Genomic DNA, 14,241 nt, shown 5'->3' with positions numbered 1-14,241 from the left:
CAAGGCCACACAAGATTTACCACCCATGACTGACACTCATGGATCACTTATAGGGTAAAAGGATAACGTTATGTCTGAGATGACACCTCGTGAAATTGTTCATGAACTCAATCAACACATCATTGGTCAAGATAAAGCGAAACGTGCGGTTGCGATTGCACTGCGTAACCGTTGGCGTCGTATGCAACTCGATGAAAATCTACGCGCAGAAGTGACCCCAAAAAATATTTTAATGATCGGTCCAACTGGTGTGGGTAAAACAGAAATTGCTCGCCGCTTAGCGAAATTAGCTCATGCGCCATTCATTAAAGTCGAAGCAACCAAATTCACCGAAGTGGGTTATGTTGGTAAAGAAGTCGAATCTATCATTCGTGATCTAACGGATGTATCGATCAAACTGACTCACCAGCGTGAAATGGAAAAAGTACAATTTCGCGCCGAAGAACAAGCGGAAGAACGTATTCTTGACGCCTTACTCCCACCACCTCGTGAAGGCTGGGGACAAGACGAAAAGTCACAAGAAAGCACTTCTAATACTCGCCAAGTATTCCGTAAAAAGCTACGTGAAGGCCAGTTAGACGATAAAGAAATTGATGTTGATGTTGCCGCCCCGCAAATGGGTGTAGAAATCATGGCACCTCCAGGTATGGAAGAGATGACCAATCAACTTCAAGGCATGTTCCAAAACCTTGCGGGCGATACTAAAAAAAGCCGTAAGATGAAAATTAAAGATGCCTTCAAAGCATTGACCGAAGAAGAAGCGGCCAAACTCGTCAATCAAGAAGACTTAAAAGAACAAGCGATTTTCAATGTTGAAAACAACGGCATCGTGTTCATTGATGAGATTGATAAAATTTGTAAACGTGCCGATCAAAGCGGCGGTGGTGATGTTTCTCGTGAAGGTGTACAACGTGACTTGCTACCATTAGTCGAAGGCAGCACAGTGTCAACTAAACACGGTATGGTTCGTACAGATCATATTTTGTTTGTAGCATCAGGTGCATTCCAAGTAGCTCGCCCTTCAGATTTAATCCCTGAATTACAAGGCCGCTTACCAATTCGCGTTGAATTAGAAGCGCTAAGTAGTCATGACTTTAAACGTATTTTGACTGAACCGAATGCATCATTAACCGAGCAATATTGCGCATTAATGGCCACGGAAAATGTCAACATTGAATTTACCGAAGACGGGATTACTCAAATTGCTGAAGCTGCATGGCAAGTCAACGAAACCACCGAAAACATTGGTGCACGTCGCTTGCATACGGTTATGGAACGCCTAATGGATGATATTTCATTTGATGCCACCGATAACCCTGGGATGAAGATCTCAATTGATGGCGATTACGTTAAGCAACGCCTAGGTGAATTTGTTGCAGATGAAGATTTAAGTCGCTTTATCCTGTAAACTAGTCTTAAATAAAACAAACTAAAAGCTCGCACCATTGCGGGCTTTTGTTATTTTTGACAACGACTTGATATAATTACACTCAAGTAACCTTAACTGTATGAGACTATGAAATCATCCTTAGCTATTTGGCTTGATGCCGCTAGACCCAAAACCTTACTGCTTGCGATCGCTGCGATTGCAACAGGAAGTAGCCTTGCTTATGCCGACCACCATTTTTCACTTGCGATTTCTCTTTTGGCATTACTTACAGCAACCCTACTGCAAATCTTATCTAACCTTGCTAATGACTACGGAGATGCCGTCCAAGGCACCGATAATGAAAACCGAATAGGTCCAATTCGTGGCATGCAACAAGGAATGATCACCCAAGCTGGGATGAAAAAAGCGATCACACTGAATATTGTCTTTATTGTGATCAGTGGATTGGCTCTGGTGTTTTATGCCCTACAAAGTCCAACCAGTATTATGGCTTTCATATTTTTAGGCTTACTGTCAATTATTAGCTCAATCGCCTACACCATGGGTAGCAAGCCTTATGGCTACATCGGCCTTGGTGATATTTCGGTATTTATTTTCTTTGGTCTATTAGCCATTTTAGGTACCTACTTCTTACATACCGGCACGGTTAAAACAGACTTGCTACTACCAGCAATTGGCTCTGGTTTATTCTCAATGGGCGTGTTGAATATCAACAATATGCGTGATGTGGAAAATGACACAGTGAGTAACAAGCGCACCTTAGTGGTTAGGATAGGCATTGAAAAAGCCAAATGCTATCACCTAGGTTTGTTGGCTTTCGGTTGGCTAACTATGGCCATTTACCTGGTTATGCACACTCAACCAATCTGGCTAAATGTGTTTATGTTATTACCACTGCTGCTCATATTCAAACATGGCAAGACTATCTGGAATATCCAACAAGCTAAGCAGTTTGTACCTATGTTACCGGATATGGTGAAATGTGCCTTTATCACCAATATCGTATTTTCAATTGTTATGGTTTTAGGCCAATAACACTCTGTTCAGGACGATTACCCTGATGAGATCAAAGTCTTTTCAGGAAATTGTCCTTTGTCATTGCAAAGCAATAATGACCCTATATACTCGTTAGTCATGTACTCTTAACCATCCTCCGCAAGCAAAGAGAAAACCACTATGGAATATAATACCTCTGCACTGTGTGATATTTACCAAGACCAAGTTGATGTTGTTGAGCCTATGTTCAGTAATTTTGGTGGCTTAACCTCATTCGCAGGCCAATTAACCACAGTGAAATGCTTTGAAGATAACGGCATTATTCGTTCTATTTTACAAGAAGATGGTACTGGTCGAGTGCTATTAATTGATGGCGGCGGCTCACTGCGTCGTGCACTGATTGATGCTGAGATTGCCGCGTTAGCAGAAGAAAATGACTGGGAAGGCCTAGTGGTTTACGGCTGTGTTCGTGAAATTGATGACTTAGAAGAAATGGAAATTGGCATTCAAGCCATTGCTGCTATTCCTGTCGGAGCCACTCAGAACAACATCGGTGAAGTCGATGTACCGGTCAACTTTGGTGGGGTTACCTTCTTACCTGAAGATCACCTTTATGCCGACAATACTGGTGTGATCATTTCTCAAGAACCGTTAGATGTTGATCTAGAGTTAGATGAAGAACTAGACGACGTTGAGCCTTTAAACCGTTAATCTCATCTCCTCAAATTCTTATAAACAAAAAAACAGAGCTCAATCGGCTCTGTTTTTTGTTTATCTACTGCTATCTATACCCAAAGTCATTGGAGTTGCAGTGAGGAGACAAGTGAATGAACACTGACAACAAAACTGCAGCTTCAAGTATGACGGGTATAAAACGATAATAGCTTTAATTATTCAACGTCATCCATTTTACCAAGTAGGTTACGGATACGCTCTTGCCATGCTTGCTGCTCTTGGCGCATCGCTTGAGTTTGTTGTTCTAACTCTTCACGACCTTCGCGTAGTTGACCGGCTTCTGAAGCTAGTTGTTGATTCTTTTCTTTAAGCTCGTCAACTTCCATTTGTAATAATGCAATAGTATCTACCGCGGTTTGAATTTTTGCTTCTAGCTGTTCTAATACTTCGAAAGACATCTCTGATACCTATAAAATGATCATGGTGAGCAATAAAGCTAACCCAAGGTCACGCCCTATCACGTTTGTTACCCTCATTCTACTCAGCTTCGTTGTAAGCGCCACCGTCTTATTTAACTATTTTTGTTCGGTTGCGCAAAAAAACAGCAAAGCTAACTCAATTATGACATTAGCCCGCATATTGACTCCCTTTAATGAGCTCTATGAAGACCTCTGTAGCTATCGTTGCGTAATGATCCAACCAAAAAAGCAAACGTTACCGTTCTGGCTGTGCTAAAATGCGCCGCATAATTTTCTTCCCTTTGTTTTATTTGGAGTCAGTATGAAACGCGATTTAGCATTGGCATTTTCTCGAGTCACAGAAGGTGCTGCGCTTGCCGGATATAAATGGTTAGGCCGAGGCGATAAGAACGCAGCCGATGGCGCTGCAGTAGCCGTAATGCGTACCCTACTGAATGACACAGAAATCAGCGGTGAAATTGTTATCGGTGAAGGTGAAATTGATGAAGCACCAATGCTTTATATTGGTGAGCAAGTTGGCCTAGGTGGCGATGCAGTCGATATCGCGGTTGACCCAATCGAAGGCACCCGTATGACCGCTATGGGTCAGTCGAATGCACTAGCAGTACTGGCAGCAGGCGAAAAAGGTAGCTTCTTAAAAGCTCCTGATATGTATATGGAAAAACTTGTCGTGGGTCCTGGTGCTAAAGGTTGTCTTGATCTTTCTAAATCGGTTGAAGATAACATCTTAAATGTCGCTAAAGCACTTAATAAGCCACTCAATGAACTGACTGTTATCACTTTAGCCAAACCTCGCCATGACGAGATTATCGCTAAAATTCAACAAATGGGTGCTCGTGTTTTTGCCGTGCCAGATGGTGATGTTGCAGCTTCTATTTTAACTTGTATGCCAGATAGCGAAGTGGACATGATGTACTGCATTGGTGGCGCACCTGAAGGTGTTGTATCTGCGGCAGTCATTCGTGCATTAGATGGTGACATGCAAGGTCGTCTACTACCTCGTCATGAAGTTAAAGGGGATACTCCAGAAAACCGCACTCACGGTGAATTAGAATTACAACGTTGCGCCGAAATGGGTGTACAAGCAAATGTGATCTTAAAAATGGATGATATGGCGCGCAGTGATAATGTAGTCTTTGCTGCAACCGGTATTACCAAAGGTGACCTACTTGAAGGTATCACTCGTACAGGAAATATCGCAACCACAGAAACCTTAGTGATTCGTGGTAAGAGCCGTACGATTCGTCGCATCAAGTCGATTCACTACCTTGAACGTAAAGATGATGAAGTAAGACAGCACATCTTATAATTCGAGTTTACTTGGGTATAGCTTACAAACGCAACTTTCGGGTTGCGTTTTTTATTCTCCTTACAAAGGATTTTAGAGTATGTTAAGCATTTGCTTTATTTAATTTTTGCGCCATCATATAGCCAAGTGACTTCCAAAACGCGGCACAATACAGCCCCCAAAGGCAATCAATGAAAAGCAGCGATAAAATTCTCCATAAAATAAAGCGTGAAGGAAAAATTACCGCGCGCCAACTGGCCGATGAGTTATCGATCACCAGCATGGGTGCACGCCAACATCTACAAGCGTTAGAAGATGAAGGGTTACTAAACCACTCCGACATTAAAGTCAAAGTGGGACGCCCAGCCCGTCACTGGTCTTTAACCCAAAAGGGCCATGACCAATTTATCGATCGCCACCAAGATCTTAGTATTGATATCATCAACGCTATTGGCCACGCCTATGGCCAACAAGGGATTGAAAAGGTTACCGCCCAGAGAGAAGCAAAAATTCTCCAGCGCTATCAGCAAAATTTATCCCAATGTTCTAGTACCGAACAAAAACTACAAACTTTAGTTCAATTGCGAGAGCAAGAAGGTTACATGGCGGAGCTTGAAACTACAGAGACTGGATATCAACTCATTGAAAACCATTGTCCAATTTGTCATACCGCGAAACAATGCCCAGCATTGTGTCAATCAGAGCTGAATATCTTCCAAACCTTACTGGAAAACGAATGCAAAGTCGTTCACCAAGAACACATTATTGCAGGCTCGCATCGTTGCTGTTACCTGATTACCCCTATCAAGGGTGATTAACCCACCATTAAACGCCTTAAGTAGGAACTTTATTTTTGTGACTTCATCACCGACTTCTTCACTTGCTCGTCAATTATTTCAGCAAACCTGGCCAATGTTATTTGGCGTGCTGTCGCTTATGAGTTTTCAATTGGTAGATAGCGCATTTATCGGGCAGCTGGGTGTTTTACCTCTTGCGGCACAAGGCTTTACTCAACCAATTCAAATGATCATTATTGGCTTACAAGTGGGTTTAGGAATCGCCACCACTGCTGTCATTTCAAAAGCACTCGGACAAAATAATTTTCGCTATGCAAAGCAGTTAGGTGGACTGGTCGTCACTATCGGTAGCGTTGGTATCGCCTTGTTTTCTTGCATTATTTATAGTCTACGTATTCCAATTCTCGACTTATTAAGTGCGCCCGAGACGATTCATCCTATTGTAAGTAGTTACTGGGTTTATTGGCTTCTCAGTGCATGGTGTGGCGCTTTACTGTATTTCTTTTATAGCTTATGTCGCGCCAATGGTAATACGATTTTACCGGGCAGTATGATGATGGTGACTAGTCTGCTCAATATGGCGCTCGACCCTCTATTTATCTTTACTTTTGGCCTGGGAATTAATGGCGCTGCCATCGCAACATTACTCTCATTTTCGGTTGGTTTAATTGTGGTAACACCCAAAGTGTGGGCTAAAGGTTGGATTGATTTTGACTGGAGCGACTTAAATATTCGTCGCAGTATTGGCTCGCTCGCTAACATTATGGGACCAGCAATGGTGAGTCAGCTACTACCACCTGTGTCTTCGATGCTTGCCACTAAGTTATTAGCCAGTTTTGGTACGACAGCGGTTGCTGCATGGGCAATCGGATCACGTTATGAATTCTTCGCCATCGTTGCCGTCTTAGCACTTACCATGTCCATGCCACCGATGGTTGGCAGACTGTTAGGCGCTAAGCAGTATGAGGATATAAAAAAACTCACCGCGATTGCGATTCGCTTTATTTTACTATTCCAGCTGGTCATAGCATTCATCACCTTTTTGGCTGCTAATGATTTAGCGAAGTTAATGACTAGCGATCAAGAAGTGACACATATTTTGCATTGGCATCTTACTATCGTACCGTTAAGTCTTGGTTCTCTAGGCGTTTGTATGTTGATGGTATCCTTATCCAATGCAATTGGCCGCTCTTACTCCGCTTTATGGATTTCCGCACTACGCCTCTTTGTCTTCTTCCTGCCTTGTTTATGGTTAGGTTCACAGCTAGGAGGTATTAAAGGATTATTTATCGGCGCTTTATTCGGGAATTTGTTGGCAGGATTAAATGCTTGGATGATTTTCCGTAAAAGCTTTAAACACATCACCAACAGCTCAAGCGAATAATCCAGAGCTGTTGGTAATAACAGAGTTATATACCAAAGTAACTTCAAGATACGAGTTTCAGCAAGATTAAAATTTAGACTCGTGTCGGCTCAGGTCCGTAGCGATTATCACCTTGGGTACCTTTTAATAGGCCACATTCGACCAGCATCCAAGCACCACAGATAATCGCAATTATTGATACAGACGTTTGTATCATCGATGGCTCAACGGTTTCAGCAGCACCAATCGGTGCCATCAAACGACCAGCAATCAAAGGCACATGCATTAACAGCCACCAATTCGATTTATTGCGGTCATGCCAACGCTTTGCTGTTACCGCTAGATCTGGCACTAGTAAAGCCGCGCTTATAATAAAAATGGCCACGCCACTAAAACTACCAAATAAGTTCTGTGCCGCAATACCAATAATCGCCAGCATCACTAGGTAGTAAAATAAATTCCACATCCAAAAACGCTGGCGTCCAATACGGCCTTGGAAAGAAAGAAGCCAATGTTTAATTGTCATAGCTACAATAACCTTTGAAATTAATTAGGATCTGTTGACCTTAGAAATTAGTCACTTTTTGAAAGCAACCACGTTCCATATCACGAATATTAACCGTTAAGCTAGCAACAAAAGCAGCCTTATTTTGCAACGCTTGCATCAACGCTTCCGATAATGCTCTCTTTTGCTCATCACTACGCCCATCCAGTAATTCAACTGTGACATGAATAAAACCAACACTGTCATCCAAATCTCCGATTAACCAGTGATGTGTTCTCAAAGTTCTCGATTTTACATCCCTTATCTCAAATAAACCGCTTTGAATGGTCACTTGATGTAAATCTTCCAATAGCGCTTGCACATTAGCCCGCTCTTCAATTGAATGAGAGTATTCCATCACAACATTTGGCATGTAAATTCCTTATAAATATTAAATCCCCTACCACTCAAAGGTAGGTTTAAATCTATTTCACTCTCATAGAAAGCATTAGTAAGCTAGACTATCATTATTGATCGTTTTGACATGATGAGAATCATGATTTCATCACATTATTCTGTTATATTCTTTGGTAGTTAAAATATTTCGATACTTAAATTAAATGGAGATCATCCTATGCGTCATCCTGTAGTTATGGGTAACTGGAAACTAAACGGCAGCAAAGAAATGGTTGTTGATTTGCTAACAGGTCTAAATGCTGAACTTGAAGGCGTAACAGGCGTCGACGTTGCAGTAGCGCCACCAGCACTATTCATCGATCTTGCTGAGCGTACATTAACTGACGCGGGTAGCGCGATCATTCTTGGTGCTCAAAACACTGACTTAAACAACAGCGGTGCATTCACAGGTGATATGTCTCCAGCTATGTTGAAAGAATTCGGTGCATCTCACATCATCATCGGTCACTCTGAGCGTCGTGAATACCATAACGAATCAGACGAGTTCGTTGCTAAGAAATTCGCTTTCCTAAAAGAAAACGACCTAACTCCAGTTCTTTGCATCGGTGAATCTGAAGCACAAAACGAAGCTGGCGAAACGGTTGCAGTATGTGCTCGTCAAATCGACGCAGTCATCAACCTTCTAGGTGTAGACGCTCTTAACGGAGCAATCATTGCTTACGAACCAATCTGGGCTATCGGTACTGGTAAAGCAGCGACAGCTGAAGATGCGCAACGTATCCACGCTCAAATCCGTGCTCACATTGCTGAAAAATCAGAAGAAGTAGCGAAAAACGTAGTAATCCAATACGGCGGTTCTGTTAAACCAGAAAACGCAGCGGCTTACTTTGCACAACCAGACATCGACGGTGCTTTAGTTGGTGGTGCTGCACTTGACGCGAAAAGCTTTGCCGCTATCGCTAAAGCAGCTGCTGAAGCAAAAAAAGCATAATAGTTTCTAGCTAAAAACACCGAAGGTTGGCCTAAGTGCCAGCCTTTTTTTTGTTTCGTGTTTCGTGACCATAAAAAACCGCTGACTTTCGCCAACGGTTTTTATCAATCAAATCATGATTAACGAATTAGAATAACTCTTCAGCAACTTTATAAAGGTCATTACGAACCGGACGTTTCATGTTTTCAATCGCATCGATAATATCGTGATGAACTAGATCTTCTTTTTGAATACCAACACAACGACCACCATGACCTTCAGCTAATAGGTGCACTGCATAATTTCCCATACGAGAAGCTAAAACACGGTCAAATGCTGTTGGACGACCACCACGTTGAATGTGACCAAGTACTGTCGCACGAGTTTCACGACCTGTAGCTTTTTCGATATCTTTAGCTAACTCATTGGCATTCATTTGCAATTCAGTTAAAGCAATAATTGCGTGTTTTTTACCTTTCGCAATACCATCTTTAATGTTTTGGATTAATGCTGGTTTATCTAAATTGTTCTCGGGGGTGATAATGTACTCACAACCACCGGCAATTGCAGACATCAAAGTCAAATCACCACAATGACGCCCCATGATTTCTACAATAGAAATACGTTGGTGTGATGTAGAGGTATCGCGTAAACGGTCAATCGCATCAATAACAGTATTTAATGCCGTTAAATAACCAATCGTGTAGTCCGTGCCTGCAATATCATTATCAATAGTGCCTGGTAGACCAATACATGGATAACCCATTTCCGTCAGTTTTTTGGCGCCCATGTAAGAACCGTCACCACCGATAACCACTAGTGCTTCAATGCCGTGTGCTTTTAGGTTTTCAATCGCTTTTTCACGAACTGCCACTTCTTTAAATTCAGGGAAGCGCGCAGAACCTAGGAAAGTACCACCACGGTTAATCACATCAGAAACGCTTGAACGATCTAGGTTTTCGATACGACCTTCATAAAGACCAAGGTAGCCATCGTAAATACCACAAACTTCAATACCTTTGCTTAGCGCAGTACGAACTACACCACGAATTGCTGCGTTCATGCCTGGTGCATCGCCACCACTTGTTAAAACACCGATCTTCTTAACCATGATCACCCTCTAAAAAAGTAAAAAACAAATTCTTCTATTCAGTCACACAAACTGGCTATGTTTTTTTCTAGCCTAATACTTTTCGGTGTGACTCAATCCAAATCTTCGTTAACTCACAATTGCTCTACTATCAAACAACATATGTTAACGACAACACAACTCAATAAATACTAAGCATAATATACAAGCTTGACGCTTAGTGATGTTGATTCATATCACTATCAACGGTTTTTTTTATCTGCCTATAAGATAGACATTAACCGCTAAATTGTCTCAATAATAATGAGCTAAGTCACATAATTTTATGTTATTCACCGCATTTCGGCTAATTTAGCGGCTGATATTTTGCATCAGGAACCACTGATATCGGATCTTGGTGAATAAGCACATCTGAATGAGGAAATAATGCTTCTAATTTAGCCTCTACCTCATCAGAAATGCGGTGAGCTTCAACCAGAGGTAAATTATCATCGAGCTCAATATGCACTTGAATAAAGCGTATCGGACCTGACATACGAGTACGTAGATCATGCGCACCTAGTACTCCTTCCACTGACACACAAGCCAGATGAATCGCTTGGACTTCTTCTTCCGGCAATTGTCGATCCAATAATGACTGCACCGCTTCTTGTGCCATTTGATAAGCGCTATACAGAATGTACAAACCAATCCCTACCGCAAACACTGCATCAGCTTGTTTTAATCCATACCAACTTAATACCAACGCAATCATTATCGCGATATTCATAAATAAGTCAGTTTGATAGTGCAATGAATCGGCAGCAATTGCTTGGCTGCCGGTTTTGCGTACGACATGCTTTTGAAACAGCACTAATCCAGAAGTTAGCAAGATAGCAAACCCACTGACCCATACCCCAAGCTCTGGTGAGACCAACTCTTGTGGGCGGAAAAAACGATCTACCCCATTCAGCAATAAGAAACACGCTGAACCGGAAATAAACATCGCTTGTGCTAATGCGGCTAATGACTCTGCCTTTCCATGACCAAATTGATGTTCATCATCCGCAGGTTGAGTAGCGTAACGCACTACCAATAAATTAGTCAGAGAAGCCGCCATATCCAGTAATGAATCGACCAAGGAAGCCAGTAAGCTCACTGAATTGGTTTGCCACCACGCCACCAATTTCACTAATAGTAAAATAGTCGCAATCACCATGGCTGCCCAGGCCGCAGAATTGACTAGCTTAGAATACGTTTTATCCATGATCTTTGAACAACCTATTAAAGTGTCTCTAAACGAGCATATTCAGTGACTAACCATTTGATACCTTCACCATTAAAGGCGACTTGTACTCGGCTTTGTGCACCGCTGCCTTCAAAATTAATGATGGTACCTTCGCCAAATTTAGCATGTTTCACTCGTTGACCTAATGAATAGCCAGTACTATTAAAATTGTCTTTTACCGCGGTGGCACCAAAACGTCCCGAAGTCGCTGGACGGCTCACTTGCGCTTTCATACGCACTTCTTCCACACAGCTTTCTGGAATTTCACGAATAAAACGTGACGGCTTGTGGTATTTATCTTGCCCATACACTCTGCGCATCTCGGCATAGGTGATATAAAGTTTTTGCATTGCTCGAGTCATACCTACATAACACAAACGACGCTCTTCTTCTAAACGCGCAGCATCTTCTGCCGACATTTGATTAGGGAACATGCCCTCTTCAACACCGACCATAAAGACTAATGGGAATTCCAAACCTTTAGCACTATGTAATGTCATTAACTGCACAGCATCAGTAAATTCATCCGCTTGCCCTTCACCTGCCTCTAATGCGGCGTGTGATAAAAATGCCGACAACATACTCATGTCATCTGCTTCTTCAGGCTTTTCAAACTGACGTGCCGCAGTGACTAATTCTTCCAAGTTTTCAATACGTGCTTTAGATTTTTCACCCTTTTCCATTTCATACATGGCAAATAAGCCCGAGGATTTGATCACATGATCAAATTGCTCATGTAACGCTAAATCAAAGGTGTCATCTTCGAGCGCGTTCACTAATTCAATAAAGCGACTAAACGCGCTCGCCGCACGACCAGATAATACTTTTTCATCAATTAATTGAACGCCGGCGTGCCATAAAGTCGTGCCACGATCACGCGCGGTCATACGAATAGTTTCTAAGGTTTTATCCCCGAGACCACGGGTTGGAGTATTCACAATACGTTCAAAGGCAGCATCATCATTACGATTATTCATTAAACGCAGGTAGCTTAAGGCATCTTTGATTTCTTGACGTTCGAAGAAACGCATACCGCCATAAATTCGGTACGGCAGGCGTGCTTGAATTAATGCTTCTTCTAATACACGAGACTGGGCGTTATTACGATACAACATGGCACAATCGACTAGGGGGGTGCCCTTTTCATGCCATTCTTTAATTTTATTGACCGCAAAGCGCGCTTCATCGAGATCGTTATATGCGGAATACAAAGAAATCGGTTCACCGTCATTGCCATCGGTCCACAAATCTTTACCCATGCGCTCAGTATTATTGCTAATAAGCTCATTGGCAGCATTCAGGATATTTTTAGTAGAACGGTAATTTTGCTCCAAACGAATAGTATGTGCGCCTGGGAATTCACGCAGAAACTTTTGAATATTTTCGATTTGTGCACCACGCCAACCATAGATGGACTGATCATCATCCCCCACGATCATCACATGTGAATCCGCTCCAGCCATCATGCGTAGCCAAGCATATTGAATGTTATTGGTATCTTGAAATTCGTCGACCAAAATGTGCTTAAAACGCGCTTGGTAATGCTCACGAACATGCACCTTATCACGCAATAATTCATGGCAGCGCAATAGAATTTCGGCAAAATCGACTAGGCCAGCACGATCACAAGCCTCTTGATACGCTTGGTAAATCTGCAAATAGGTCTTGGCAACCGGATCATGATAAGTATCGATATGACTTGGACGTAAGCCTTCATCTTTTTTGCCGTTGATCCACCAACTTGCTTGCTTAGCCGGAAACTGCTTTTCATCGAGATTTTGCGCTTTGATCAAACGACGCAATAAACGAATTTGGTCTTCCGAATCTAAGATTTGGAAATCTTCCGGCAATTTAGCGTCCATATAATGCGCGCGCAAAATACGATGACAAATACCATGGAAAGTCCCATTCCACATACCCGATGAAGTCCCCATCATCAGTTCTTCAATACGACCACGCATTTCTTTAGCGGCCTTATTGGTAAAGGTGACCGACATGATTGAAAACGGCGACGCTTGTTCTACCGATAATAACCAAGCAATGCGATGCACCAACACGCGGGTTTTACCACTACCTGCGCCCGCCAATACGAGTAAGTTTTCCAATGGAGCGGCTACCGCTTCACGTTGTCTGTCATTAAGACCGTCGAGTAATAAAGAAGGATCCATCGTCATCTACTGGTTATTTATACATAAAAGAGGAGTATACACGAACTTTTACTAGGATTTTAGAGTTCAAGATGAGGTTTCATTCTCACCATTGGCAACTACACTAAAAATATACCCAAGTAACCTCAAGATGCGAGTTTCAGCAAGAATAAAACAAGCTTTAGGCAAGGCAAATTGAATATGATCATAGTCATTCTATCTCTGTTCAATTTAACGCAGCATAAAGCTTGTTTTAACTTGCCCTTTGGGAGCTTCATCCAAGACCTTAGCCTACGTCAGATTTAATTGAAAGGTGTTTACATTCCGCATAAATCTTCCTTGTCTAAGAACTTGGATGATAGCTCTGAATTCTGCATCTTGAGGTCACTTGGGTATAGCCTTTGGATAAAAGGAAATCCTATGAAAGCGAATAAATCTATGGTGACTGCCGCTATCGTTTGGCTTCTGAGCGTATTTTTTAGCATATTATCTGGGTTACTTTTCTTAATCTTCAAACGAGAAGATGCGTTCATCCAGCAACAAGCCAAAGAAGCCCTTAATTGGGGTATTACATTATGGCTAACGGTTCTCGTTGTCTCATTGTTTGGCAGCAAATTTCTTTTCACTCTACTTGGCGCGATCCATTTGGTTTTCTGCTTATTCGGCATGGTTTCTTGCTTAAAAGGTAAAGCTTACCAAGTGCCGATCAATCTTAGATTAATTAAATAGGGCGAATATAACCCTGTCATCATTTTGCAGCTTAACCCCTCAATAATAAAGTTAAATACGATCATGAAATATCTCAAAAATTCAGCGGGTTAATAAATTAACTGAACCAAGTTGAAATTTAAATGCGCGTAATGGGTTCTTTATTAGTG

Annotated in this window: 14 protein-coding genes; 8 read left to right on the top strand and 6 right to left on the bottom strand. The window is 42.0% G+C overall.

Translation table 11 applies throughout. From position 1 onward, the window contains the following. Positions 1-70: 70 nt before the first annotated feature. The 3 genes from hslU to rraA all read left to right on the top strand — a co-directional run bounded on the left by hslU (position 71) and on the right by rraA (position 3,097). Positions 71-1,408, top strand: coding sequence for an ATP-dependent protease ATPase subunit HslU (hslU, locus tag QQJ93_RS08670; protein WP_089124983.1), 1,338 nt, complete (start codon positions 71-73; stop codon positions 1,406-1,408). Between the two features lie 108 nt (positions 1,409-1,516). Further along, complete coding sequence (locus tag QQJ93_RS08665; RefSeq protein ID WP_089124984.1) at positions 1,517-2,425, top strand: 1,4-dihydroxy-2-naphthoate polyprenyltransferase; 909 nt, start codon at positions 1,517-1,519, stop codon at positions 2,423-2,425. A 141-nt stretch (positions 2,426-2,566) separates the two neighbouring features. After that, entirely contained in the window at positions 2,567-3,097 is a 531-nt protein-coding gene (rraA, locus tag QQJ93_RS08660; RefSeq protein ID WP_089124985.1) for a ribonuclease E activity regulator RraA, read from the top strand. Between the two features lie 179 nt (positions 3,098-3,276). On the opposite strand, the gene zapB is transcribed toward rraA, so the two are convergent. Beyond that, positions 3,277-3,519, bottom strand: coding sequence for a cell division protein ZapB (zapB, locus tag QQJ93_RS08655; RefSeq protein WP_089124986.1), 243 nt, complete (start codon positions 3,517-3,519; stop codon positions 3,277-3,279). Between the two features lie 322 nt (positions 3,520-3,841). Here zapB and glpX point away from each other — a divergent pair, with 322 nt between their 5' ends. The 3 genes from glpX (at position 3,842) to QQJ93_RS08640 (ending at position 7,009) form a co-directional block, all read left to right on the top strand. Next, positions 3,842-4,849: a class II fructose-bisphosphatase gene (gene glpX, locus QQJ93_RS08650; RefSeq protein ID WP_089124987.1), complete on the top strand. Its 1,008-nt coding sequence runs from the start codon at positions 3,842-3,844 to the stop codon at positions 4,847-4,849. A gap of 170 nt (positions 4,850-5,019) precedes the next feature. Next, positions 5,020-5,646 carry a helix-turn-helix transcriptional regulator gene (locus QQJ93_RS08645; protein ID WP_089124988.1) on the top strand — a complete coding sequence of 209 codons (627 nt, stop codon included), beginning with the start codon at positions 5,020-5,022 and terminating at the stop codon, positions 5,644-5,646. Between the two features lie 94 nt (positions 5,647-5,740). Next, a complete protein-coding gene (locus tag QQJ93_RS08640; protein WP_089125050.1) occupies positions 5,741-7,009 on the top strand; it encodes an MATE family efflux transporter in 1,269 nt (422 codons plus the stop codon). A gap of 73 nt (positions 7,010-7,082) precedes the next feature. Here QQJ93_RS08640 and QQJ93_RS08635 read toward each other — a convergent pair whose 3' ends face one another. Together QQJ93_RS08635 and QQJ93_RS08630 are read right to left on the bottom strand one after the other, a co-directional pair. After that, a complete protein-coding gene (locus QQJ93_RS08635; protein ID WP_089124989.1) occupies positions 7,083-7,514 on the bottom strand; it encodes a DUF805 domain-containing protein in 432 nt (143 codons plus the stop codon). A 40-nt stretch (positions 7,515-7,554) separates the two neighbouring features. Beyond that, complete coding sequence (locus QQJ93_RS08630; protein ID WP_089124990.1) at positions 7,555-7,905, bottom strand: 5-carboxymethyl-2-hydroxymuconate Delta-isomerase; 351 nt, start codon at positions 7,903-7,905, stop codon at positions 7,555-7,557. Positions 7,906-8,106: 201 nt separating this feature from the next. On the opposite strand from QQJ93_RS08630, the gene tpiA reads away from it, so the two are divergent. After that, the gene (tpiA, locus tag QQJ93_RS08625) at positions 8,107-8,880 is read left to right on the top strand and encodes a triose-phosphate isomerase (RefSeq protein WP_089124991.1); all 774 of its coding nucleotides are present in this window, start codon (positions 8,107-8,109) and stop codon (positions 8,878-8,880) included. Positions 8,881-9,007: 127 nt separating this feature from the next. Here the strand turns inward: tpiA and pfkA are convergent, their stop codons facing one another. The 3 genes from pfkA to uvrD all read right to left on the bottom strand — a co-directional run bounded on the left by pfkA (position 9,008) and on the right by uvrD (position 13,384). Further along, entirely contained in the window at positions 9,008-9,970 is a 963-nt protein-coding gene (gene pfkA, locus QQJ93_RS08620) for a 6-phosphofructokinase (protein ID WP_089124992.1), read from the bottom strand. Positions 9,971-10,295: 325 nt separating this feature from the next. Continuing rightward, entirely contained in the window at positions 10,296-11,195 is a 900-nt protein-coding gene (gene fieF / locus QQJ93_RS08615) for a CDF family cation-efflux transporter FieF (protein ID WP_089124993.1), read from the bottom strand. A gap of 17 nt (positions 11,196-11,212) precedes the next feature. Continuing rightward, the gene (gene uvrD, locus QQJ93_RS08610) at positions 11,213-13,384 is read right to left on the bottom strand and encodes a DNA helicase II (RefSeq protein ID WP_089124994.1); all 2,172 of its coding nucleotides are present in this window, start codon (positions 13,382-13,384) and stop codon (positions 11,213-11,215) included. A gap of 399 nt (positions 13,385-13,783) precedes the next feature. On the opposite strand from uvrD, the gene QQJ93_RS08605 reads away from it, so the two are divergent. Continuing rightward, positions 13,784-14,092 carry a DUF4870 domain-containing protein gene (locus QQJ93_RS08605; protein WP_089124995.1) on the top strand — a complete coding sequence of 103 codons (309 nt, stop codon included), beginning with the start codon at positions 13,784-13,786 and terminating at the stop codon, positions 14,090-14,092. Positions 14,093-14,241: the final 149 nt, after the last annotated feature.

It is taken from the genome of Vibrio algivorus, from assembly GCF_030161215.1.
Taxonomy (GTDB): Bacteria; Pseudomonadota; Gammaproteobacteria; order Enterobacterales; family Vibrionaceae; genus Vibrio; species Vibrio algivorus.
The sequence above is the reverse complement of the archived record's forward strand: the minus strand, read 5'-3'. Positions and strand labels throughout refer to the sequence as shown.